The organism is Grimontia indica (genome assembly GCF_000333895.2).
Taxonomy (GTDB): Bacteria; Pseudomonadota; Gammaproteobacteria; order Enterobacterales; family Vibrionaceae; genus Enterovibrio; species Enterovibrio indicus.
Window position 1 is genome coordinate 88,011 of record NZ_ANFM02000013.1, and the last position, 24,879, is coordinate 112,889.

19 protein-coding genes are annotated in these 24,879 nt (G+C 50.0%); 8 read left to right on the forward strand and 11 right to left on the reverse strand.

The window, feature by feature from the left end; translation table 11 throughout:
- Positions 1-5 precede the first annotated feature (5 nt).
- Positions 6-908, forward strand: coding sequence for a GGDEF domain-containing protein (locus D515_RS08285; protein ID WP_039849783.1), 903 nt, complete (start codon positions 6-8; stop codon positions 906-908).
- Here the strand turns inward: D515_RS08285 and D515_RS08290 are convergent.
- The gene (locus D515_RS08290) at positions 905-2,344 is read right to left on the reverse strand and encodes a transporter substrate-binding domain-containing diguanylate cyclase (protein ID WP_039849784.1); all 1,440 of its coding nucleotides are present in this window, start codon (positions 2,342-2,344) and stop codon (positions 905-907) included. The two genes, D515_RS08285 and D515_RS08290, sit on opposite strands and share 4 nt — an antisense overlap.
- Positions 2,345-2,988: 644 nt before the next feature.
- Here D515_RS08290 and pykF point away from each other — a divergent pair.
- Positions 2,989-4,401 (forward strand): pyruvate kinase PykF, encoded by a 1,413-nt coding sequence (gene pykF, locus D515_RS08295; RefSeq protein WP_002537702.1) that lies wholly within the window; start codon positions 2,989-2,991, stop codon positions 4,399-4,401.
- A gap of 89 nt (positions 4,402-4,490) precedes the next feature.
- Here pykF and D515_RS25985 read toward each other — a convergent pair whose 3' ends face one another.
- From D515_RS25985 to D515_RS08340, 10 genes are all read right to left on the reverse strand, one after another.
- Positions 4,491-4,643 (reverse strand): hypothetical protein, encoded by a 153-nt coding sequence (locus D515_RS25985; protein WP_002537704.1) that lies wholly within the window; start codon positions 4,641-4,643, stop codon positions 4,491-4,493.
- A gap of 157 nt (positions 4,644-4,800) precedes the next feature.
- Positions 4,801-5,298: an acetolactate synthase small subunit gene (gene ilvN / locus D515_RS08300; RefSeq protein ID WP_002537707.1), complete on the reverse strand. Its 498-nt coding sequence runs from the start codon at positions 5,296-5,298 to the stop codon at positions 4,801-4,803.
- A complete protein-coding gene (locus tag D515_RS08305) occupies positions 5,298-7,016 on the reverse strand; it encodes an acetolactate synthase 3 large subunit (RefSeq protein ID WP_039849785.1) in 1,719 nt (572 codons plus the stop codon). The genes ilvN and D515_RS08305 overlap by 1 nt, the downstream gene beginning before the upstream one ends.
- 522 nt (positions 7,017-7,538) lie before the next feature.
- A complete protein-coding gene (locus D515_RS08310; protein ID WP_002537710.1) occupies positions 7,539-9,335 on the reverse strand; it encodes an AMP-dependent synthetase/ligase in 1,797 nt (598 codons plus the stop codon).
- A 342-nt stretch (positions 9,336-9,677) separates the two neighbouring features.
- Positions 9,678-10,625 carry a transcriptional regulator LeuO gene (gene leuO, locus D515_RS08315; protein WP_002537711.1) on the reverse strand — a complete coding sequence of 316 codons (948 nt, stop codon included), beginning with the start codon at positions 10,623-10,625 and terminating at the stop codon, positions 9,678-9,680.
- Between the two features lie 334 nt (positions 10,626-10,959).
- Entirely contained in the window at positions 10,960-12,096 is a 1,137-nt protein-coding gene (locus D515_RS08320) for an MJ1255/VC2487 family glycosyltransferase (protein WP_002537712.1), read from the reverse strand.
- Between the two features lie 28 nt (positions 12,097-12,124).
- Positions 12,125-12,631, reverse strand: a complete 507-nt coding sequence (locus tag D515_RS08325; protein WP_039849787.1) for a phosphatase PAP2 family protein — start codon at positions 12,629-12,631, stop codon at positions 12,125-12,127.
- Between the two features lie 89 nt (positions 12,632-12,720).
- Positions 12,721-15,837, reverse strand: a complete 3,117-nt coding sequence (locus D515_RS08330) for an efflux RND transporter permease subunit (RefSeq protein ID WP_002537714.1) — start codon at positions 15,835-15,837, stop codon at positions 12,721-12,723.
- Positions 15,834-17,165 carry an efflux RND transporter periplasmic adaptor subunit gene (locus tag D515_RS08335; protein ID WP_002537715.1) on the reverse strand — a complete coding sequence of 444 codons (1,332 nt, stop codon included), beginning with the start codon at positions 17,163-17,165 and terminating at the stop codon, positions 15,834-15,836. Before D515_RS08335 ends, D515_RS08330 begins: the two co-directional genes overlap by 4 nt.
- On the reverse strand, positions 17,162-17,806 hold the full coding sequence (locus D515_RS08340) for a TetR/AcrR family transcriptional regulator (protein WP_002537716.1): 645 nt from the start codon (positions 17,804-17,806) through the stop codon (positions 17,162-17,164). Before D515_RS08340 ends, D515_RS08335 begins: the two co-directional genes overlap by 4 nt.
- 453 nt (positions 17,807-18,259) lie before the next feature.
- On the opposite strand from D515_RS08340, the gene leuA reads away from it, so the two are divergent.
- The 6 genes from leuA to D515_RS08370 all read left to right on the forward strand — a co-directional run bounded on the left by leuA (position 18,260) and on the right by D515_RS08370 (position 24,673).
- The gene (gene leuA / locus D515_RS08345; protein ID WP_002537717.1) at positions 18,260-19,816 is read left to right on the forward strand and encodes a 2-isopropylmalate synthase; all 1,557 of its coding nucleotides are present in this window, start codon (positions 18,260-18,262) and stop codon (positions 19,814-19,816) included.
- Positions 19,817-19,818: 2 nt separating this feature from the next.
- Positions 19,819-20,907, forward strand: coding sequence for a 3-isopropylmalate dehydrogenase (gene leuB, locus D515_RS08350; RefSeq protein WP_002537718.1), 1,089 nt, complete (start codon positions 19,819-19,821; stop codon positions 20,905-20,907).
- A gap of 39 nt (positions 20,908-20,946) precedes the next feature.
- Positions 20,947-22,347 carry a 3-isopropylmalate dehydratase large subunit gene (gene leuC, locus D515_RS08355; RefSeq protein WP_002537720.1) on the forward strand — a complete coding sequence of 467 codons (1,401 nt, stop codon included), beginning with the start codon at positions 20,947-20,949 and terminating at the stop codon, positions 22,345-22,347.
- A gap of 10 nt (positions 22,348-22,357) precedes the next feature.
- Positions 22,358-22,960 carry a 3-isopropylmalate dehydratase small subunit gene (gene leuD, locus D515_RS08360; RefSeq protein WP_002537722.1) on the forward strand — a complete coding sequence of 201 codons (603 nt, stop codon included), beginning with the start codon at positions 22,358-22,360 and terminating at the stop codon, positions 22,958-22,960.
- A 93-nt stretch (positions 22,961-23,053) separates the two neighbouring features.
- Positions 23,054-23,812, forward strand: coding sequence for a DUF4344 domain-containing metallopeptidase (locus D515_RS08365; RefSeq protein WP_002537723.1), 759 nt, complete (start codon positions 23,054-23,056; stop codon positions 23,810-23,812).
- 54 nt (positions 23,813-23,866) lie between these two features.
- Complete coding sequence (locus D515_RS08370; protein WP_002537724.1) at positions 23,867-24,673, forward strand: DUF547 domain-containing protein; 807 nt, start codon at positions 23,867-23,869, stop codon at positions 24,671-24,673.
- Positions 24,674-24,879 lie beyond the last annotated feature (206 nt).

The window sequence follows — 24,879 nt, forward strand, 5'->3', positions numbered from 1 at the left end:
ACGCGATGCCAGATTTTAAAGACATACTCGACATCCACCCGAATCCCTGCGTCATACACATTAACTTTGTCCCTAAGTATGCCAATAACGCATTCGCAAAGTTCAGTGGAATGGCCTGCGCAGAGGACGTGCTCAGTCTGCCTTCTATTCGCGTCCTTTTTGAAGAAGAACACTGGCCTGAAGCTCAGCGTCGCTACAATCACGCGATTGAAACCGGGATCCCGACACCGCCGGAAGTGATCAATCATATGGATTTAAAAGGTAATCCGATGATCGCTGAAATCACCGACAAGGTGATTGACTGGTATGGCGAAAAAGCCATGTGTACCTTTGTGAGTGTGGTAACCGACCAAATCCGCCGTGAGCGTACTTTGCGTGATATGGCAAACCGAGACGATCTCACCAACCTTTATAATCGCCGTTATCTGTTGGACTTGTTCAGTGAGCGCCATGCTGCTCAGCAACGCCGCCAGTATCTTGCGATGGCCGACATCGATCACTTCAAACGTATCAACGACACCTTTGGCCACCCCGTGGGTGACTTGGTGTTGCGCCGATTTGCCCAGGAGATTGAAGATTTCACTGCGCCGGATGAATACGCATTTCGTTTGGGCGGCGAAGAGTTCGCCTTACTGATTTGGGCTGACAACCATACCGAGGCCACCACAAGATTAGAGCGGCTCCGTGTGGCAGTGCAGGACTGCGAAGTGAGAGTCAGTCACCCGAACTCGCAGCCGCTTTCCATTGGCTGCACAATTTCTATCGGGGCGACAGTGCTGGAGGCAACAGAAGATTTCCTGACCGCCAGCCTACGTGCTGATGAAGCGCTCTACATCGCGAAGAAGACCGGGCGCAATCGCGTGATCAATTACGATGCGTCTGCAGAAGATAAACCAGACATCGGTTAAGCACTTATCTGATTGGAGTATCTTTGATGCTGCTGGTTCGACAGAGAACCCAGCGTCACCCGATTCCGGCCATTTTCCTTGGCTTGGTACATCAAGCGGTCTGCATGGTGAAGCAGCGCTTCCAGAGAAGGATCTTTGCAACCTTTGTCTACCAGCAATGCCCCCACCGATGCGGTTACAAAAAGCCCTATCCCTTCCTGTGAAGCCTGCGGCACGATAAACCGGCAAACGTAATCCGCATTCACCTCCAGATCGTGCAGATCCTCAGCGGGTATCAACAAACAGAACTCTTCACCTCCCAGCCGAGAGATTGCCACCGCCTCGCGCAGGTAGTTGTTCAACGCCCTGCCAAGGTTATTCAGCACTTCATCCCCTTTCAGGTGACCGTACTTATCATTGATTTTTTTGAAGTGATCCACATCAAGCATCAGCACCCCTAATTGGCCACGTTTCAGCATGCTATTGACCCGCTTGCTGGCAAAGTTTCTGTCCAAGCCACGGCGGTTCATGAGTCCGGTCAGTGAGTCGGTAAACGCGTATTCTTCCAGCTTACTGTTCAACGCTTTCAAAGCACGGGTTTTTCGGTGTACGGCCTGCTTGAGCAGGATGATGTAACTGACTGTGCCAAGAAACAATACAGAGCCCACCAGCGGCCAAAACCAGTCAGGGATCTGAGTGGTTTTACTCGTGTTGAGCCATTTTTGTTTGATGCGATCAATTTCGTGAGGTGGGATATTTTTGATGCCGCTTTCGACTTCTTGAAGCAGAAGTTCATTTCCTGCTGGCACGGCGGCATACAGCATTTTTTGGTACATACGGTCAATCGGCACAAAACGGTTGGGATTGTCCTGTTGCAGCAGGTAATAAGTCGCCACTTGAGTATCCACCAACATGCGCTTTATTTTGCCTTCACGTGCCGCCTGGATAAGCGCTGCATTGTTATCAAACCCCATGGTAGAGACCAACGGATAGCGAGTCTTCAGAAACTCTTCCTCGTAGCCGCCACGCACAACACCAACGACCATGCCCGGCAGAACACCTTCCGTTTTCAACTCTTCGCTGTCATTGAGTACATAAAGCGTGGTGGAGATTTCGAAAAGAGGCAGGACGTAATCGAGGTATTCATCACGAGATTCAGAGTAGAGCAAGCCGCCATGAACTTTGCGCCCGCCTTCTTGCATAGCGATCAGAGAGTCGTTCCAATCCGAGAGAGCAAATTCTACCGGGGTGTTATTGATCTCTGAAAAAAGCTTCCAGTAATCAACTAACAGTCCCTTGGGAATACCATTTTCCGAGAAGGCAAAAGGCTTCCAGCTATGAGAATTCGTCACGATGATGGTGTCTTTATCCGTTTCAGCCAACGCAACTGACTGGGAGATCCCCAGTACAAATACCACAACGCTACAGACGAATCGGCATAACCGAAGCAAATGCATCAAAGGCACTCATTCCCTTAGGTGAATTAATGGAAACATTGTCGCAAAATTTAACCAACAGACCACATACTGTTTGTTGGTTAGATAGCCAGAGCGAGACATAGATCTATGAAATAGTGAAAAAATTTCGCTTTGTGCTCATGAGGCGACGAAATAATGTCATTTTTTTTCAAAAATATTCAGGCATGATCCTCGTCTAGTGGGCTATCTTTTGACGCATTCAACCCAATGTTCACCAATGTTCACTGCTGTTTATCTATTCGTTACTGATTAGTGATCTAGATAAGTTTATGTGGTAAATTTACGGCCCTGAAAAAAGGCACATTGCTGTTTCATTTGAGTGGATGATGCAAGGAAGGTTGGAATATCCCTTTTTCACTTGCCTGCGATCAAATTTCCGCCATATAAAGCATGTATACTTGTGTCCGCTTTCATGGATGAGTTGTGTTGTCCAAGCGAATCCGCGTTTGGACAACACAATTATGTGGCATGAATCAATATTAACGCTGTAAGAGCACATGGCAATCTTGCCGCTCAACACACAGTAGCTTGTTGTTTTCTTACAAAACTCAAGCATCTGGATAACGTGACTACAGCGACATTTATCCCTTGGGTAGTAAAAGTTCGACCGGAGAGAACCCTACATGAAAAAGACCAAAATCGTTTGTACGATTGGACCAAAAACCGAATCAGTAGAGATGCTGACTAAGCTGGCAGATGCAGGCATGAACGTAATGCGCCTGAACTTCTCGCACGGCGACTTTGCAGAGCACGGCACTCGCATCTCTAACCTGCGTCAGGTAATGGAAAACAGTGGCAAGCAACTGGCTATCCTGCTGGATACCAAAGGTCCTGAAATCCGCACCATCAAGCTGGAAGGCGGCAACGATGTTTCTCTGGTTGCAGGTCAAACTTTCACTTTCACTACTGACGCATCAGTAGTAGGTAACGCAGAGCGCGTTGCAGTGACTTACCAAGGTTTCGCAAAAGACCTGACTGTTGGCAACACCATCCTGGTTGACGACGGTCTGATCGAGATGGAAGTACTGGAAACCACAGAAACTGACGTTATCTGTAAAGTACTGAACAACGGTGACCTGGGCGAAAACAAAGGCGTTAACCTGCCAGGCGTTTCTGTAAACCTGCCTGCGCTGTCTGAAAAAGACAAAGGTGACCTGGTATTCGGTTGTGAGCAAGGCGTTGACTTCATCGCAGCTTCTTTCATCCGTAAAGCATCTGACGTTAAAGAAATCCGCGATCTTCTGGCTGCAAACGGCGGCGAGAACATCCAAATCATCTCTAAAATCGAAAACCAGGAAGGCGTTGATAACTTCGACGAGATCCTGGAGCTGTCTGACGGCATCATGGTTGCACGTGGCGACCTGGGTGTAGAAATCCCAGCAGAAGAAGTTATCTTCGCTCAGAAGATGATGATCGAGAAATGTAACCGCGCACGTAAAGTGGTTATCACTGCAACTCAAATGCTGGATTCAATGATCAAGAACCCACGTCCAACTCGCGCAGAAGCGGGTGACGTAGCGAACGCGATCATGGATGGCACCGACGCAGTGATGCTGTCTGGTGAAACTGCGAAGGGTAAATACCCAGTTGAAGCTGTGACCATCATGGCGCAAATCGCTAAGCGTACTGATGCAGTACTGAAAGCAGAACTGGGCTCACGTCTGGATAGCTCTCGCCTGCGTATCACTGAAGCAGTATGTAAAGGCGCAGTAGACACCGCTGAGAAGCTGGGTGCTCCTCTGATCGTTGTTGCTACTGAAGCAGGTAAGTCTGCGCGTTCCATCCGCAAGTACTTCCCAACTGCAAACATCATCGCTGTCACCATCAACGAGAAAACTGCTGCGCAACTTTGCCTGAGCAAAGGCGTGACTTCAGTAGTTGTTGACCAGTTCGAAAACACTGACGAGTTCTACCGTCGTGGTAAAGAAATCGCTCTGGAATCAGGTCTGGCTGCGAAAGGCGACATCGTTGTTATGGTTTCAGGCGCACTGGTTGCTTCTGGTACTACTAACACTGCATCTGTACACGTTCTGTAATCGAACCGTACCGAGCATAAAAAAAGGAGCCGATTGGCTCCTTTTTTGTTTTTAGCGCTCTGGCTAAAATTCTGTTTTTCTTTGGGCTTTTACTTCTTAAATCTGGATGGAACCAGCTCATTGCGGTGAGTGTTCATCAGTACCGCCATCGGCACCAGATAAATCCAGCCGACCTTAATCGTCAGGACAGCCAGAGACACGGTCGTCACTCTCACCAAATACTTATTGATGGTTTGGAACACAACGACTTTCTCTTGGGTTTATTTTGTTTTTCTTGTACCCCGGAAGTATACATTTTGGGCAGAAAGTCACAAGTTGAGAGCATCTTCTGCCAGCCCATCAGACATAAAAAAACCGACGGCTTTCACCATCGGCTTTTTCTGAGACTCGCTGTCAGTTTTACTGACGCAGTGCGCGCTCACCACGAGCAATACCCACAACACCGCTTCGTGCGACTTCAATGATGTCGGTGACATCTTTCATCGCTGCGATGAAGGCTTCAATCTTGTCGCTTGAGCCTGCAATCTGCACGGTGTAGAGCGAGTTAGTCACGTCCACGATCTGGCCACGGAAGATATCTGCAGTGCGTTTTACTTCTGCACGGGCAAAGCCGCTCGCTTTCACTTTCACCATCGCCAGTTCACGTTCAATGTGCTCTGACTCGGTCACATTACTCACTTTCAGCACGTCAATCAGCTTGTGCAGTTGTTTCTCAATCTGCTCGCGCTCAGACGCCTTAACCACGGTGGTCGTGATGTTCAAACGAGACAGCGTTGGATCGTCTGTCGGGGAAACCGTCAGGGATTCAATGTTGTAGCCACGCTGTGAAAACAGGCCAACTACGCGAGACAATGCGCCCGGTTCGTTTTCCATCAAAATCGATACAATACTGCGCATTATGTTCTCTCCGTCTTGCTCAACCACATTTCATTCATTGCACCACCACGCACCTGCATTGGATAAACGTGCTCTGTTTCATCCACGCTGATGTCGAAGAAGACCAGTTTGTCTTTCATCGCCAGACCACGTGCCAGTTCGCTTTCCAGCTGAGCAGGATCGCTGATGCGAATACCTACATGACCGTAAGCTTCTGCAATTGCAGCAAAATCAGGCACCGAGTCCATGTAAGAGTGAGAGTGACGACCTTGATAAATCATGTCCTGCCACTGCTTCACCATGCCGAGGAAGCGGTTGTTGAGGTTGATAATTTTGACGGGGATATCGTATTGCAGCGCCGTCGACAGTTCCTGAATGTTCATTTGGATACTGCCGTCACCGGTCACGCACAGCACTTCTGCATCAGGGATTGCGAATTTCACACCCATCGCAGCTGGCAAACCAAAGCCCATGGTGCCGAGACCACCAGAGTTGATCCAGCGACGTGGCTTATCAAATGGGTAGTAAAGCGCAGCAAACATTTGGTGCTGGCCAACATCCGATGCCACGTATGCATCGCCATTGGTGAGCTTGTAGACCGCTTCAATCGCTTGCTGCGGCTTGATGCGTTCGTTATTCGTTTCGTACGCCAAACACTTACGCTCGCGCCATACGTTGATGTTGTTCCACCAAGCGTCCAGTGCGGCTTCATCGTTCGTACCGCCCTGCTCGGTCAGGATCTTCAACATGGTGTTCAATACCACGTCTGCCGAACCAACGATCGGAATGTCAGCCGAAACGGTTTTTGAAATGCTCGATGGGTCGATGTCGATATGCATGACCTTAGCATTTGGACAGTATTTCTCGAGGTTATTCGTCGTACGGTCATCAAAACGGACACCAATACCAAAGATCAGATCCGCATTGTGCATCGCCATATTGGCTTCGTACGTGCCGTGCATGCCCAGCATGCCCAGCGATTTGTCACCCGTACCCGGATAAGCACCAAGGCCCATCAGTGTACTGATAACAGGAATATTCAGTGTATCTGCCAGCGTTTTAATTTGCTCACCACACTCGGAAATGATGGAACCACCGCCGATGTACAGTACCGGTTTCTTCGCTTCAAGCAGGGCTTTCAAGCCACGCTTAATTTGTCCTTTATGACCCGAGGTTGTCGGGTTGTAAGAACGCATGGACATGCTTTCCGGGTACTCGTAAGGGAACTTGTTTGCTGGGTTCAGCATGTCTTTTGGCAGGTCGACAACCACAGGACCTGGGCGGCCGGTTGATGCCAAATAGAAAGCTTTCTTGATGATTTTTGGAATGTCTTCGGTGTTTTTCACCAAAAAGCTGTGTTTTACGATAGGGCGCGAGACACCCACCATGTCACATTCCTGGAAAGCATCGTTACCAATCAGGTTACTCATGACCTGACCGGACAAAACCACCATTGGAACTGAATCGTAATACGCGGTCGCGATACCGGTAATGGCGTTGGTTGCGCCTGGGCCTGACGTCACCAGTACAACACCGACTTCGCCAGTTGCACGGGCATAGCCATCGGCCATGTGAACGGCTGCTTGTTCATGGCGAACGAGAACGTGCTCGATATCGCTTTTCTCATGCAGTGCATCATAGATATCCAAAACCGATCCGCCCGGATACCCAAATATATGTTTTACGCCTTGGTCGATCATCGAACGAACGACCATGTCGGCTCCTGACAACATTTCCACTATATGCCTCCATGTATGCATAGTTTAGGACTTATTTGTAGCCTAGAGATGGATGTCGGCGTGACTACCTGTTTGCCGCCAATCCATGCCAGCTATGCTTTTGATTCCGGTCGTAACAAGAATCAAAAAAGCTTCCACTTTTCCCGCTTTTTTGGGCTGGCTGACGCCAGTTGCTCACTGCGGTTAAAGCACTGTCAACTTTAACGCTTTGTTAGCAAATATGTCTATTGGTTAACTCAGATTCCCATTAATACTCTGATTGGGCAAAGTTTCATCACTAAAGACTCTGCCCCAACCATCTCAATCAGCATTCACTGCTAAAAACCCGTTCAATGACAATATTTACTGTTCAGAAGATAGGTGTTTCAGCGTATGACAAAAGTATGTTTTTGGCTGTTACCGATAGATTTTCGGGGAAGTAGCACGTTAAGGACACTTTAACGCCACTTTCGTTACGGGAATTTGGGGAAAGTAGCAATAAAAAACCCGGCTCAGTGGCCGGGCTTCTCAATCAAATCAGGATCAGCTGTGCTTCTTGTACATGGCTTCGATTTGTTTCTTATAACGCTCGAGGATCACCTTACGGCGTAGCTTCAGCGTAGGCGTCAATTCGCCTTGTGCCATGGAGAACTCAGAAGGCAGTAGGGTGAACTTCTTCACCTGCTCAAACTTTGCCAGTTCTTTTTGCAGCTCTTCGACGCGTTTTTCAAACATTTCCACCACTTCGCTGTGCTTAATCAGCTCCATGCGATCATGGTATTTGATGTTCAGCTCTTTCGCCCAGGTTTCAAGTGATTCAAAACAAGGCACAATCAGCGCAGACACAAAATGGCGCGCGTCTGCCACAACAGCGATTTGCTCAATAAAGTGGTCTTTACCCAGCTTACCCTCAATGACCTGTGGAGCGATGTATTTACCCCCAGAGGTTTTCATCAGCTCTTTGATGCGGTCAGTGATAAACAGGTTGCCCTGGGCATCAATGTGGCCTGCATCACCGGTTTTCAGGAAGCCATCCGTCGTGAAGGTTTCCGCTGTCTCTTTTGCCTTGTTGTAGTAGCCGCGCATCACCATTGGACCGCGCACCAGAATTTCGTTGTTCTGGCCAATCTTCACTTCAGCATTCGGCATTGGCATACCGATAGAATCCGGGTCAAAACTACCGCTGTCCCAGCAAGAGATGGTGGCGGTGGTTTCGGTCATGCCGTAACCCAGCTTCACGTTCACCCCAATGGCATGGAAGAAGCGGCCAATAGTCGGCTCCAGTTTTGCACCGCCACACGGCATCATGGTGATATTGCCACCCAGCAATTGGCGCAGCTTGCTGAGCACCAGTTTGTCTGCCATGCGGTGAGCACTTTTCAGCCACGGCGCAGGTTTCTTACCTTTGCGGGTAATTTCCGCCATCAGGTTGCCGATATATACCGCGGCGCGGAACATACCCTTTTTCACCGGACTCGCTGTCGCCACTTTCTCGTGAACGGCGCTGTAGATTTTCTCGTAGAAACGCGGAACCGCACACATCACGGTTGGCTTAACTTCCTGCAACGCTTCGCGGATGGCATTGGTGTTAGACAGATAGCAATTGGTCGCACCGTGGTGCAGGACGTAAAAGCTCCAGCAACGCTCAAACACGTGAGACAGCGGCAGGAATGCCAGTGAAACTTCGTTCTCGCTGATCCCCAACACTTTATCGTGGCTTTCAATCTGCGCCGCGACATTGGCGTAATCCAGCATCACGCCTTTTGGCTCGCCCGTGGTGCCTGAGGTGTAAATCAATGTCATCAGATCGCTCATTGAAGCGTCTGCAATACGCGCCTGCATTTCCTGCTCGACATTGTCATTGGCTGTTTGCAGGAACATTTCCCAGCTTTGGCCCATTTCATGGCCGGCAAAATCGACGTTCTCAGCAAAGCTGACAATCTTTTCCAGCGCTGGGCAGCTTGCTGAAATCGACATCGCGGCATCTGCCTGCGATTGGTCACCAACAAACAGAATACGCACACTGGCATCGCGCAGGATATATGCAGCCTGATCGGCAGTGTTGGTTGGATAAATTGGCACTGGCACGCAGCGCACCTGAAGTGCGGCAATATCCGCAATACTCCATTCCGCACAGTTGTTGGCAAAAATGCCGATTTTGTCCTGCACAGCGAGGCCTGAAACCAGCATCGCTTTTGAAGCTGCATCAATACGCTCACCGAACTGACGCCAGCTCATTTCGCCCCAGGTATTTCCTTGCTGGAAACGCAGTGCGATTTTTTCGCCTTGAGCTTTTACCTGCTCGCGAATTCGGTTAACGATATGAAGTTCCAGCGCCATTTAATTCTCTCTCAGCACGTGGTGCGTCCCTTTAGAATGCATGTTGGGACGGCGACAAAAATTAGCTAACACTTGTAAGCTAAAACTCAGGCAGCAGTGTAATGACTCCCCCATCAATTACAAGAAAAAGCGCAGCCAAAGCGGTTAAAATCTAGGCAATGATTTTGACGAACACTGTTCATTTCAGAGTACACTTGTTCTCTCAACTTTCAGAAAAGTTGTAACAGGCTGTAATCAATAGGGTCTGTCGCCCCTGAAAGCGTGATTCGACGGGGAACAATAGGCACAAAAAAACCGGCATAAGCCGGTTTTTCATCATTATTCTGGGTATTTTTACGCGGTTTATACCAGCGAATTGCCGCAGATAGACAGCAGTTGATCGCGCATCCAAAGATGCCCTTTGTCTTTCTCTGCAGAAGCATGCCAGCTCAGGTAACCGCTGATACGGTTGTTATCCAGCGGCAGTGGCAACATTTTCAGGTTATCACGATGATGACCCGCTTCCACCATCCAGCGTGGGGCCACAGCCACCAGTTGCGACTGGCTGACAACATACAGGATATTGCTCAGGCTTACGCCCTGATAAGCTTCACGGTAGCGACCATCTCGATACAACGCTTCTGCATAACCCTGCATTTCGCCGTTATGTTTCAATACCGCATGCGCTTCGCTGGTCAGCTCTTTGGCGGTAATACTGTCGCTAAGACGCGGGTGATTTTTGCTCGCCACAACCACCAGCTCATCGTTGAACATTTCTGTGCTGCTGAAACCTGACTCATTGAAGTGCAGGTAATCAATCACAAAGTCCACTTCCTGATAACGCAGTTTGCGCGAAATATCGCGGTCAAACTCTGTTTCCACCTGAACCTTCACGCTTGGTGCCACGGAAGAAATGGTGTTCAGGATTTGCGGAACAAAACGCATGTCCGATGGGCTGCAAATCGCCAGACGGAAGGTACGGTTGCTTGTTTCAGGAATGAACACTGACGTAGGCAGTTCGTTCTTGATCAGCTGAATCGCCTGACGGATAGGGCCAAACAGTTGGCGCGCACGTTGCGTAGGCTTGATACCGCGACCGTTACGCACAAACAGTTCATCATTGAACATGACTTTCAGGCGTGACACTGCATTACTCACTGCAGGTTGTGACATGCCCAGACTCTGTGCGGCGCGCGTAATGTTCTGTTCCTGCATCACGGCATCAAACACTGTGATGAGGTTGAGATCCACACTTCTTAACGTCGTATCCGTACGGTTTTCAAAATTATTAACCGACTCTTTCTGCGTCATAGCAAAACCCTAAAGCAAGAGTAAATGGAAAGCATCCGTCGCCGTATTTACCGATCGACCCGAAAAGGAAATTTGAATTTGAGTAAGGTCGACAGCTATCAGTAAGGCAACGTTGCCTGCTCATGCCCCAGCTTAATGAGCGCAACTGAACACACGCTAACCAAGGCACCAACTTAGTAACATGGTGAGATAAATGCGCCCCAGTAAATTGTTATAAAATCATGTCCATAGAAAATATGAAAAACCTAAAACATCAACAAAAAAGAGGCTGATAATCAGCCTCTTAGATATAAAAATACAGACTTACAGTCTTGTTAGTTACACATTCATTTCATCAATGCTGGCGAAGGCTTTTATTTGCTTGCGATGGCAGCCTCATGCTGAACATGGCACGCTTTCGGGTCTTTTGTGGCCAAAAATCTGACAAAAGATCGGTGACATGTTCAGGGAAAGACACCTGCGACCACAAAGATTCACGCAGTGCCGGAAAGGTGCTGAGATCCCCTTTTCCCAGCCAAGCTGCCAACTCTGTTGCCACCGACGGATATTTCACCCGGCTGCTCTCGGACAGCTCAAGCCACTCGCGAATGGTGCCGACATCCAAAGACTCCATCGTGCTTGCCAGCCCTAGGGTGTCCAATGTGGACACATTACTTTGTTGTTCAAACTGACCACTAAGCGGTTTGAGCAAGAGTTTCTTACCCAGCAACAGTGCTTCTGAAGGCAGTTCAAATCCGCCATTGGCTATCACGCCATTGCAGTTCGCCAAAGCCTGATGGAAAACCGTTTTGCTTAGTGGCCGAATATCAACATGCTCATCCATCCGCGCTTCCTGACATGCAGGATGGAAACAGATAAACCGCTGCGGAAAATGTTGTAGTACCCGAACAACCTCATCCAGATTTTCAAACGGAAGATACGTCAAAATGGTGCCATTTTTAGTGGGTTCCACCGTTTTAAGATCAATGATCGGCGGTAAAATTGGCTGATTGAAGTGGTACCAGTGCAAGCCGATTTTCGTCTCTGTCGGTGCAAAGTAATGCATGATGAGTTTATCCAGCAGGGATTGCCCCTGCTTCGGCACGTCGAAGGCAAACGCAGACTGGTGACTGACGGACACCGTCGGCACGCCTTGTCGTCTGGCAGCATGAGCCGAAACAGGCTCAAAGTCAGAAACCACCAGATCATAGCCCGACACATCCAGCTCGCGCACTTCGCGGACAAACGACACCAAACTGTTGTTCAACGCGGTTTTCAGCATGCTGACTTTCCCCGCCTCGCTGACAAAGGTGAGCCCACGACGCACTTCATACTCCCCGAATACGTCCATATCAAAATACTCCGATGCCGGACGGCCAGAGAACAGGAACTTGACCTCAACATGTGGCAGATTGGAAAAAGCGTCTGCCATCGCACGTGCACGGGAAATATGCCCATTCCCCGTGCCTTGTACGCCATAAAGTATTTTCATGTAGGTTCTCGTTGTTGTTTTCCGCTCGTCAGGCCATCAAAGCTAATGACGCGCAGGCTAATCCAAGCAAGGCACCGACGATAACATCGGTAATGAAGTGAACACCAAGCAATACACGGGAAGCGCCAATCGCAGCGGCCCATCCCCAGTAGACATGGCTGAATTCGGGATAGAAGTGACTCAGCAATGCCGCCATCACAAATGCCGCTGCCGTATGTCCTGAAGGCATGCTGTAGAGATCTGACGGCGTAATAAAAGCTGGAAGGTGTTGTGGTCTTGCTCGGCGGAAACGTCTTTTCAGCCACATAAAAAGAGGGACTTCAATGGCAAACGCCATCAGGCCGACGATCAGGAAATGCAGACCCTGCATACCGCCGAAAAGCGCAAGCAAAACGCCTATTGCCGCATAAAGGTGACCATCTCCACTTTTAGAGACCCAACGGAAAATCCGTGCGATATCCGCACTGAAACGGTGATTAAGGCAAAGGGTGGACACGGCATTATCCACCCTTTGGATAGCGACGAGACTCCGCATTCATCTGCTCCAATTCTTCACGTTACCGTTTCAGATTAGGAGTCAGGAATGACAGTCCCGTGACGCTTTGCAGACGAGTTGATGAACTTTTAAGCAAAATCTCCGTGCAGAGACTCGTGCTTTTTCACTTTGCCGAAGTCCGCCAATATGGCATACGCAGCCGGGATCATAAACAGCACCAACAGTGTCGACGTGAAAATCCCGAACACGATGGAAATCACCAGAGGTTTCACTACCTGAGCCTGCAAACTGGTTTCCAACAGAAGCGGCAGTAAACCAGCAGCCGTCGTCAGTGATGTCAGGAAGACAGCGCGGAAACGTTCCTGACTGGCACGCACCACTGCATCATAAATATCTTCACCTTCATCCAAATGGTGACGGATATATTGCACCAGCAAGATGGAGTCATTCACCACCACACCCGCCAGCGACACGAAACCCATCAGGCTTGGCATACTAAGCGGATGCCCCAGCAGCCAATGCCCCCACAGCACACCAATTAAGGCAAGCGGGATGGCAATCAAGACCACAAAGGGTTCCAAATAACTGCGGAATTGATAACTCAGGATAACGAAGATACCGAACAAGCCCAGAGCAAAACCAATGCTCATGGATTGACTGGTCTCAGCCGTGTCCTGACTCTGGCCTTCAAACAACACACGTAACCCCGGATATTTCGTTTCCAGCCCTGGGATCACATCGCGTTTTAATTGCGCCAAAACATCACCGATACTGACCTGGCTTTGTACCACATCACCATAAACACTCAGCGTTCGCATGCCATCAATGCGCTGGATACGCACGAAGTTACGTTGATAATTGAGCTCTGCGGCGGTAGAAAGCGGTACCTGACTGCCATCCGGCAACACAATCGGGAAATTGGCAAAGCTTTGCAGGCTGGCGGCATCATCACTGTCGAGGCGAACATCTATCTCGATGCTCTCAGGGCCGACCTGAATTTCATCTGCCGTTTGACCAAAGTATGCGGCGCGAAGCTGACGGGCTATTAACTGGCCGTTGATGCCAAAGGCTTCAGCACCGGGACGTAGCGTGACTTTCACTTCTTCCTTGCCGGGGCGCATGTCATCGAGCACCCCTGATACGCCCTGAAACTGGCTGATAAACTGCTGGATGGCGACCGAGGCTTGTTTCAACTCGTTCAAATCGTCATGTTGCAAGCGAATATCAAAGTCGCGTCCACCGGGTCCAAAAGCAGGCTGCTTGAACACCATCGAAATAGGATCGGTCAGCACGCCGGTTTCTTTTTCCCAATCTGAGATGAAGTCATCAATCAAGGTGCTGCGGATCTCCGCACTCAACAAATCAAGCCTCACTGTTGCGATATGCTGACCACTTTCATCGGCATCGGCGTTGAAGTTGAATTGCTCGGTGATGTGCTCCACCAAAGGCTGGCCACTTTCATTTTCTTCACTTAATCGCTCGCCCACTCGATTGGCTGAGGCAACCAGTGTCGCGACGACAGCCTCGGTTTGTGCCAGCGATGAGCCGGGCGGCAATATGACGCGGGCTTCCGCAATATCCCCATCGAGCTCAGGAAAGCCGACAAACCGCAGTTGACCGGATGCCAACAGTGAAACTGAAATCAGCAACATGGCTATCACGCCCCCCACAAAGGGATAACGCCATTTCACGGCACTGGTGACCAACTCCGCCAGTTTACCTGCGCGGAAAGCTTCAAACTTCTCGAGAAAGATGCGTTTGAAAGCCAAATCAGGTTTTGGCGCTTTGGCTTTCGCCAAAGAATGCTGCAAGTGATGCGGCAGAATAAGGAAGGCTTCGACAAGACTGAGTGTGAGCACCAGGATCAGTACCATAGGCACGACCCGGAGCACTGCCCCCATCTCTCCTTGCAAAAAGATCAGACTCCCGAATATACACACGGTAGTGAGATAAGAAGACACCACGCCGGGAAGTACCTTCTTGACCCCGTTGACCACGGCATCTTCGAGTTTCTGTCCCCGATCGATATGTGAGGCGATGGATTCGGATATCACAATGGCGTCATCCATCATGATACCGATAGCCATCAAGAGCGCGACCAGCGACATGATATTGATGGAAAGCCCAAGTTGCGCCATCAAAAAGAAGCTGCCGAGGAAGGCAACGGGTAAGCCTGCAGCCACCCAGAATGAATAGCGCAGCGAGAAGAACATCCACATCACACCAAATACCAGAATCACCCCTTGCCAGGCATTGCGGGTCATCATGGTCAGGCGATCCCAAAGGAGCGACGAGAAATCATTGGTGAGATTGAGCGTCACGCCATTTGGGGTACGGGTCCGTTCGTCATCAACAAACTGCGCGACTTTTTCTTTGATGCGAAGGGCATCGTCAGCTTTGTTTTTGCTGATTTTAAGCAGCGCCGAAGGCTTGCCATCAAACCACACCTGCTGTTCATCAAGCTCAAAGCGCTCGGTCAGGGTGGCGATATCCTGCAGACGAATCACGCCGCCGTCGCTGTCTGCGGCAACCACGATTTGCCCCAATGTGCCAGCTGCAATCCGTCTTTCATCAAAACGGATCAGCAGGCTCTTGTTATCAAGCTCAACGTTACCGCTAGGGAGGTTGATGTTCTGCGCACTGACCTGAGCGGCAATATCAGAAACACTTAACCCTAGCTGGCGAAGTGCACTCTCTCGCACTTCGATGCGGATTTGCTTGCCCGAAAAGCCCGCCACACTGACCAAGGGGACATCGTAATCACGCTTAAGTGTCTGTTTGAGATCCTCTGCGTAGGCTTTGAGCCCCACCCAATCGGTATCAGCAGCAATCGCCACATCTACCACGGGCTCGTTCCAATCCAGCTCACGCACCACTGGCGGCTCAATATCGCTCGGGAAGTTGTTGATGGCGTTGATTTGGGTTTGGATGTCCACCAGCATGCGGGAGATATCAGCTTGGGCATCGAGCTTCACCACTAATCCTGCCGAACCTTCCACTGCCTCACAACGGGTTTCAACGATGTTAGAAAGACCGTCTACCGCGTCTTCCATCAACAGACAGATGTTTTGCTCTACCTGCTCTGGGCTGGCACCGGGATACACTACCGTGGCGAGAATAAAAGGCGGCGCGAATTCAGGAAAGGTTTCTCGCTTGAGTTGTGGCAGTGACGTTAATCCAAGAAGGATCAACGTTAGCATCAGCAAGTTAGCGGCAGTCGGGTGACGGGCGAAAAAACGGATCATGATGCCTCCCCGTTCACCGCTTTGTTTTCTACCACGTCACCGTTCAGGGTCACTGCGCGAAGTTCCATGCCTGGCACAGCGGGTAGAAGATCGTTCAGCACCAGCTGCTGACCCGCTTTCAGCTCCCCGGCGATCGCTACGCTCTCTCCACGCCTGAACAAAATGGTTACCGGCATCACTTTCAACGCACCGTCTTCCATCAGATAGATCTTGTCACCGCGAAGGGCGCGCTCCGGGATCACCCAATGGGAAACGGGTTTGCCTTCAATCGTCGCTTTAACAAACATGCCATTAACCAGACTTGGCTGGGCGGCAATCCCCTGTTTTTGCTCTTCGTTCAATGCAATTTCGAGAATAACGCCGACCGTCGCCTGATTCAGGCTGACGGTATCACTGAGACGCGCCACCTTGGCAGGCCATTCCTCTTTAAAGCTACCGCTGGAAAGGTTCACACTCGCGTTGAGCTGATGCAGTTTCTCGGCAAAACCCTCACTTTGCTCGCCGTTCAAGGTGTCGAAAACCGTCTGCATGTCATGAATGGAGACCTGCGCATCGACTTCTACTGCACCAAGCCCATGGGCGATAACCATCACTTGCTGCGGCGTGACAACCTGATCACGTTCGATGTTTACTTCCGCAATGCGGCTGTCGACAGGCAAGACGATTTGGGTTTTATCGAGATTTCTCAGGGCTTGTTCCAGCGCCAGATTGCTCGCTTCAAGCTCTGATTCAGTGATACGTTTTTCGTCCGGCAGAACTTTTAGCTGGGCCTCCAGGTCCTGAACCCGGGTTTGCTGGGAAAGAAATGACTGCTGCTCGTTGTCCAGATCTGATTGCGATGTCAGACCTTTCTTGCGCAAGTTCTTTTGACGGGTCAGTTCGTCTCGACTAAGGGCCAGTCTGCGCTTCTCTATCGCCAGCGTGGTTTTCAGATTGGATTCATCCAGCGCCAGTTTCGCCAACCGCGCTTCCCGAACACTCACATCTGCCTGAGCCTGTGCAACCGCCAGTTGATAGTCAGTGGGGTCGATGCGCAAAAGCTCAGTGCCTGCGGGCAGCACTCGTCCTTTTTCCAAAGCAGGATTGCGGTAAATCACTTTTCCGTTCACCTCCGCAATTGCCTGCCAGGTGAGCTTTGGAGTGACACGGCCAAAACCGGTGACCACAGGAGTAATGTTAGACTGCTCTAAAGTGATGACATCCACCGCTCGTGCTTTCGATTGGGCGGGTTTCACGGGCACATCAGGCCTGCTGCTTATCGCAATGAAGAGCACCGCGATACCGACAGCCAAGGCGGGAAAGAAAAGCAGTTTACGGCGAAGTGTCATAGTGTGTTGTCTCCCTGAACCTTGAAAATTCCGTGTTGCAGCAGTGCGGCGTTGTGTTTAGCGAGTTTTTCCAGAAAAGCGCTGTCCATGGTGATCCCTTGAATGTCAGCGAGCGCTGTGGGAATGATAAATGGAAACACCATCAAGCTTGAGAAGCTCATTCGCGCCAGTTCCGGATCGATGTCTTTTCTCAAAGCGCCTTTTTCCTGTAGACGCTGAAAGAGTAATTGATGAAGGGGCAAGAGAATGTCCTGAAACAGCTTTTCGACCACCTGTCGCTGCTGATCGTCTTCATCCAGCATCATGCTACGGAAGATCAGCGTGGGTAGATTAGGTCCTGTAGACATCTCGCGGTAAAACGTTGTGACGACATCATTGAGGCTTTCAATTTTCCCTTCTTCAACCGCCTGACGCATGCGGATGATCATCGGCGCCGCTGTCTCTCTGACCATGGCCTCAAACAAGCCAGCTTTATTGCCAAAGTAATAGCGGATCATCGCCACATCGACACCAGCATTTTCTGCAATACGGCGTGTCGATACCTTGTGATAGGGTTGTTTGTGGAAAAAGCGTTGGGCTTCGCTGATCAGCGCAGCTCTGGCATCAGAGCCTCCCAATGGTCGCCCCGGCTTTTTTGTCATGGCATCATCCGTAATTCATCAGCGTTGAATTTATACTACTCCCTGTTTGGTCTCTTTTCGCACAATTTAATTCCCTAGATCATAGGATTGTGATGAATTTCCGTTCAAAAAATAGACACAGATGAATACTCTGGTTTTTTACTTAAAAAGCAGTTTTTTAAACCACAGTTAACATTATGAGTGACGCTTTCTTGTTATTTTCTAATTTGATATTGACGCTTTAGTAAGCTGTTTGGTATTCATTTGTGCAGACATCTTTAGAGAACTGTTACAAATGATGAAACGCATTTTCCTTCTAGACCTTCTACTTCTCGTGAATTGTTCGCGCGGGTAGGTCATGGATTGAAAACAGTTTTCACCTGACACACGAAACCCGCGCCAAGGCGCGGGTTTTTTGTATGACCTGCCAAAGGTGCGGAGTACAACCTAATAACGGCACATGAGGGAACGACCATGAAAGACCAAGTCATCATATTTGACACCACATTACGCGACGGCGAACAAGCGCTGTCCGCCAGTTTGACTGTAAAAGAGAAGTTGCAGATTGCACTGGCGCTGGAGCGTCTGGGTGTGGATGTGATTGAAGCTGGCTTCCCTGTTTCAAGCCCGGGTGATTTCGAATCCGTCCAAACGATCGCTAAATCGGTCAAGAATAGCCGCATTTGTGCCTTGTCCCGTGCTGTCGATAAAGACATCGACGTCGCCGCTGAATCCCTCAAAGTTGCTGAAGCGTTTCGTATCCACACTTTCCTTTCTACTTCTACTATCCACGTTCAGGACAAACTGCGCCGCAGCTACGACCAGGTTGTTGAAATGGGTGTGAATGCCGTCAAACGTGCTCGTCGCTACACAGATGACGTGGAATTCTCCTGTGAAGATGCAGGCCGTACGCCGATTGATAACCTGTGCCGAATGGTGGAAGAAGCCATCAAAGCAGGCGCAACCACGGTGAACATTCCTGATACTGTGGGCTACACAGTACCGGGTGAGTTCGGTGGCATTATCGAAACCCTGTTCAACCGCGTGCCAAACATCGACAAAGCAGTGATTTCGGTTCACTGTCACGATGACTTGGGCATGTCGGTCGCCAACTCGATTGCTGCAGTTCAAGCAGGTGCGCGCCAGATTGAAGGCACCATCAACGGTATCGGTGAACGTGCCGGTAACTGTGCGCTGGAAGAGATTGCGATGATCATCAAAACCCGCGGCGAGTTGTTAGGCGTGGAAACAGGTATCAATCACAAAGAAATCAGCCGCACCAGTAAAATGGTCAGCCAACTGTGTAATATGCCTATTCAGTCCAACAAAGCGATTGTCGGCACCAACGCATTCAGCCACAGTTCTGGTATTCACCAAGATGGCATGCTGAAGAACAAGAACACTTACGAAATCATGACGCCAGAGTCGATTGGTTTGGGTCAAAAAGCACTGAACCTGACCAGCCGTTCAGGCCGTGCGGCGGTGAAGAGCCACATGGACACCATGGGCTACAGTGACGACGACTACAACCTGGACAACTTGTACGAATCTTTCTTGAAACTGGCAGACCGCAAGGGTCAGGTTTTCGATTATGATCTGGAAGCTTTGATGTTCTTCAACAACTTGCAGGAAGAAGATGACTTCTACAAGCTGAAGTATCTGAGCGTACAAAGTGGCAGTGTAATGGCGACCACAACCGTCAGCTTGCAGTGTGGCGATGAAGAAGTCAGCGACGCTGCGATTGGTAACGGCCCGGTTGACGCACTGTATCAGGTCATTTACCGCATCACTGGCTATGACATTGTGCTGGACAAGTTTGACCTGACCGCCAAAGGCGAAGGGGAAGATGGCTTGGGTCAGGCAGACATCATCGCTAACTACAAAGGTCGCAAGTACCACGGTACGGGCGTCTCAACAGACATTATTGAAGCCTCAGGTCAGGCATTGCTGCATGTGATTAACAGCATTTACCGCGCTGACCGCATCGCGCAAATAAAAGAACAAGCAACATTAAAAATGGAGACAGTGTAACCATGGCAGGCACCTATAAGATTGCCGTTCTACCGGGAGACGGTATTGGCCCGGAAGTGATGCAACAAGCCCACAAAGTTCTTGATGCCGTAAGCGCTAAATTTGGCATTAGCTTTGAGAAAACTGAATACGATGTCGGTGGTATCGCCATCGACAACCATGGCACCCCGCTGCCAGAGGCGACCCTAAAAGGCTGTGAAGCGGCTGATGCGGTGCTGTTTGGTTCAGTAGGTGGCCCAAAGTGGGAACACTTGCCACCGAATGAACAGCCTGAGCGTGGTGCGCTGTTGCCACTGCGTAAGCATTTCCAACTGTTCTGTAACCTGCGTCCGGCGCAAATTCATGCAGGCCTGGAAGCTTTCTCACCACTTCGCGCGGATATCTCTGAGCGCGGTTTTGACATCGTAGTGGTGCGTGAGCTGACTGGTGGTATCTACTTTGGTCAGCCTAAAGGCCGCGAAGGTTCAGGCGCAGAAGAGAAAGCGTTCGACACGGAAGTTTACTACCGCTATGAAATCGAGCGTATTGCGCGCATCGCGTTTGAGTCTGCACGTCTTCGCCGCAAGAAGGTGATGTCAGTAGATAAAGCGAACGTATTGCAAAGCTCTATCCTGTGGCGCGAAGTGGTCGAAGAAATCGCGAAAGACTACCCGGATGTTGAGCTGTCCCACATCTACATCGACAACGCGACCATGCAGCTGATTAAAGACCCTGCACAGTTTGACGTGATGCTATGTTCTAACATCTTCGGTGACATCATCTCTGATGAGTGCGCGATGATCACTGGCTCCATGGGCATGTTGCCATCTGCGAGCCTCAACGACAGCAAGTTTGGCCTGTACGAGCCAGCAGGTGGTTCTGCACCGGATATCGCAGGTAAGAACATTGCAAACCCAGTGGCGCAAATCCTGTCTGCCGCTCTGATGCTGCGCTATAGCCTTGGCGAAGAAGACGCTGCACGCGCTATCGAAGCTGCGGTCAGCCAAGCGCTGGAAGCCGGCGAGCTAACCGCTGACCTGGCTGGCGATGCGACCCCGCTGACCACATCCGAAATGGGTGATAAGATTGCAGCGTATGTAAGCGAAGCCTAAGCGCACTGGAAGCACATAATTATTAAGGAAGACAGGGCAATGTCAGCAAAAACCCTTTACGAAAAAATCTACGACGCGCATATCGTCGTAGAAGCACCGGGCGAAACCCCGTTGCTGTATATCGACCGTCACTTGGTCCACGAAGTGACCTCTCCTCAGGCGTTTGATGGCCTGCGTCAGCATGGTCGTAAGGTGCGTCAGGTTTCTAAAACCTTCGCGACCATGGATCACAACGTTTCTACTGAGACCAAAGACATCAATGCCTCAGGCGAGATGGCAAAAATTCAGATGGAAACGCTGGCAAAGAACTGTGAAGAGTTCGGCGTCACCCTTTACGATTTGAACCACCCTTATCAGGGCATCGTTCACGTCATGGGTCCTGAGCTGGGTATTACCCTGCCGGGCACTACCATTGTTTGTGGCGACTCCCACACCGCGACCCACGGCGCGTTTGGCGCGCTGGCATTCGGTATCGGTACCTCTGAAGTTGAACACGTACTGGCGACTCAAACCCTGAAGCAAGGCCGCGCCAAGACCATGAAGATTGAGGTCAAAGGCAAGGTCGTTGAAGGCGTGACCGCGAAAGATATCGTCCTCGCGATCATCGGTAAAGTCGGCCACGCAGGTGGTACCGGTCACGTGGTTGAGTTCTGTGGTCAGGCGATTGAAGATTTGACCATGGAAGGCCGCATGACGGTCTGTAACATGGCGATCGAGCTCGGTGCGAAAGCGGGTCTGGTTGCACCGGATCAAACCACCTTTGAATACCTGCAAGGCCGCAAGTTCTCGCCAACGGGCGCAGACTGGGATGCAGCTGTTGAATACTGGAACAGCCTGAGAACTGACGCTGACGCTGAGTTCGATACCATCGTCACGTTGGAAGCGGCAGACATCTCTAACCAAGTCACTTGGGGCACCAACCCAGGCCAGGTTGTGGGTGTGAACGATGTGGTTCCAGCACCAGAGAGCTTTAGCGACCCTATCGAGCGTCACTCTGCTGAGCGTGCGCTTCGCTACATGGGCATCGAAGCTGGCCAGAAAATCACTGACATCACCATCGATAAAGTGTTTATCGGCTCTTGCACCAACTCACGTATCGAAGACATGCGCGCCGCAGCGGCTGTCGCCAAAGGCCGTAAAGTGGCTGCAGGCGTTCAGGCGCTGGTGGTTCCTGGCTCCGAGCAAGTTAAAGCGCAGGCAGAGCAAGAAGGTCTGGACAAGATTTTCGTCGAAGCTGGCTTTGAATGGCGTTTGCCAGGTTGCTCTATGTGTCTGGCGATGAACAATGACCGCCTTGGGCCAAAAGAGCGCTGTGCATCCACCAGTAACCGTAACTTCGAAGGCCGTCAGGGTCGCGAAGGTCGTACTCATCTGGTGAGCCCAGCGATGGCTGCAGCTGCAGCCGTTGCCGGTCACTTCGTTGATGTGAACAATTTATAAGGAGTCCACCATGTCAGGAATTAAACAACACACAGGCTTGGTGGCGCCGCTGGACGCAGCAAACGTCGATACTGATGCCATCATTCCAAAGCAATTTTTGCAAAAAGTAACCCGCACCGGTTTTGGTAAGCACCTGTTTCACGACTGGCGTTTTCTGGACGATGCAGGTCAGCAAGACAACCCAGAGTTTGTGCTGAACCAACCTCGGTACAAAGGAGCAAGTGTGCTGCTGGCACGCGAGAACTTTGGTTGTGGTTCATCCCGTGAGCACGCACCTTGGGCACTGGCTGATTTCGGCTTCAAAGTGATGATCGCGCCAAGCTTTGCGGACATCTTCTACGGCAACTCCATCAATAACCAGATGGTACCGGTTAAGCTAACTGAAGCAGAAGTCGACGAACTGTTTAAGTTTGTGGAAGCCAATGAAGGCGCGGAGATCGCGCTGGATCTAGAAGCGCAAACTGTTTCAGCGGGTGGTAAAACCTACTCGTTCGAAATCGACGAGTTCCGCCGTCACTGCTTGCTGAATGGCTTAGACAGCATCGGGCTGACGCTGCAACATGAAGAAAAGATCGCAGAATACGAAAGTAAGATCCCTGCTTTTCTTTCCTAACAATTGGATTTATCAACTAAATCTCACAATAAAGCCGACTCTTTGAGTCGGCTTTTTCTGTGATGGTAGAAAGCCACGTCGACAAGGAAGGTCATGATGCGCCCAGTTCGCCACATCATCACTGCAATGGCAGTGTTGTTTTTCCTTAACACAGTGCAAGTGAGTGCCGAGACCAAGCTTATCTTTGACACGCCTACGACCTCAGAGGATAAAACAGCTAAACAGTTGGTTGAAAACGTCGCCAAAGAGACAGTAAAGCTGGTCAATGACTACGCTCCCCTTCCTGACACATTGACCATCCGTTTTGGAAATCTAGACGGGCCACTCTTTGACCCTGATACCACAACTATTCAAATGCCTTACGAATTTGTGCGTTACGCGAAAGAAAAATTCCAGAGCGTCCCTCCTTCCCACGAAGGTATTACACCGGATGAAGCCACTAAGGCGTCGATTATTCACACCTTGCTGCATGAGTATGGACATGCGTATCTTTTTCTGTGGGATTTCCCAGCACTCGGCAAAGAGGAAGACGCCGTCGACAGTTTTGCTACGCTATCCATGATTAGGTTTTATGACGCTGAAACCGCATTTATTGGCGTCGATCTTTTTGCCATCGAGGATATGGGCACAGAGTTCATCGATGATGTTTCCATGTGGGGAGAGCACAGTCTCGATGCCCAGCGCTACGCAAGATCGCTATGTTTGATCTACGGCAGCGATCCTGAGAAGTTTGAGGATTTAATGGATCCTGAGCTTGTCGAGGCAGAACGGGATTTGTTTTGTCCTTATGAATTTGAAACCCAGTCGCGCAACTGGTCAAGAGTGATAGAAATGCTCAGTGAAAGTGAATGAAAATAGTCACTCTCCGGTCTATTTTCACATTGTAGCTTTTCACTGAGTATCACCATGAAGCCAATTTTTGCACTATTGCGTCCTTTGCTTTTGATCGCTTTTCTCTCGCCGGCCGTTGTATTCGCTGCCCCAAAAAGCGACCTCTGGCCTATTTGGGATAAGAGTAATGAGTCTAACTCTGCTTCGATTGATCACGGCCATTGGCAGAAAATCCTAGACAGGTACCTTCTCGAAAAAGGCCAGCACAATCTTTTCAATTACAGCGCAGTCAGTCCGGCTGATAAGGCATTGCTCAGTCAATATCTGACTAATCTGACTGCTCTGGATCCTCGCAATTACAGCAAGGCTGAACAGTTTGCTTACTGGGTAAATCTATACAATGCGCTGACTGTTCAACTTATTCTCGACGAGTACCCTGTAAAATCAATTACTAAGCTGGGTGGCTTTTTAAGTTTTGGTCCTTGGGATGATGAAGTTGCCAAAATCGCAGGGCAATCATTGACACTCAATGACATTGAGCACCGTATTCTTCGCCCGATTTGGAATGACTCACGCATTCATTATGCGGTCAATTGTGCCAGCTTGGGTTGCCCTAACCTCGCTACGACCGCGTTTTCCGCAGATAACAGTGAAGGGCTATTGGAAGCAGCATCCAAGCAGTTCACCAACAGTAATAAAGGCGCCAGCATTGACGGTAATACTCTGACACTATCTTCGATTTATGACTGGTATGGCGTAGATTTCGGTAATAACGAGCAAGAAATACTAAAAGCCATCGACCAACACCGCGACGGCTCAAAGCTTGAAGGCTGGAAGGGTAAAATTAAATACGATTACGACTGGTCACTTAACCAACCTTAAAACGTATTTTGTTGAAAAACTAAAGACGGGCGCATTACGCGCCCGTTGCTATTTATATACCCAAACAACCTGAAAATGTAGGATTCAGCGAGATTGACTGGCGTTGTGATCGCGGCGTTCCTTTGCCGGTGTAGTCAACTCCATCAAAAAGGAACAACAATGAGCACGGCGTCAGTCAACTCGCCCGAAGGGAGGGCCTCAATGCG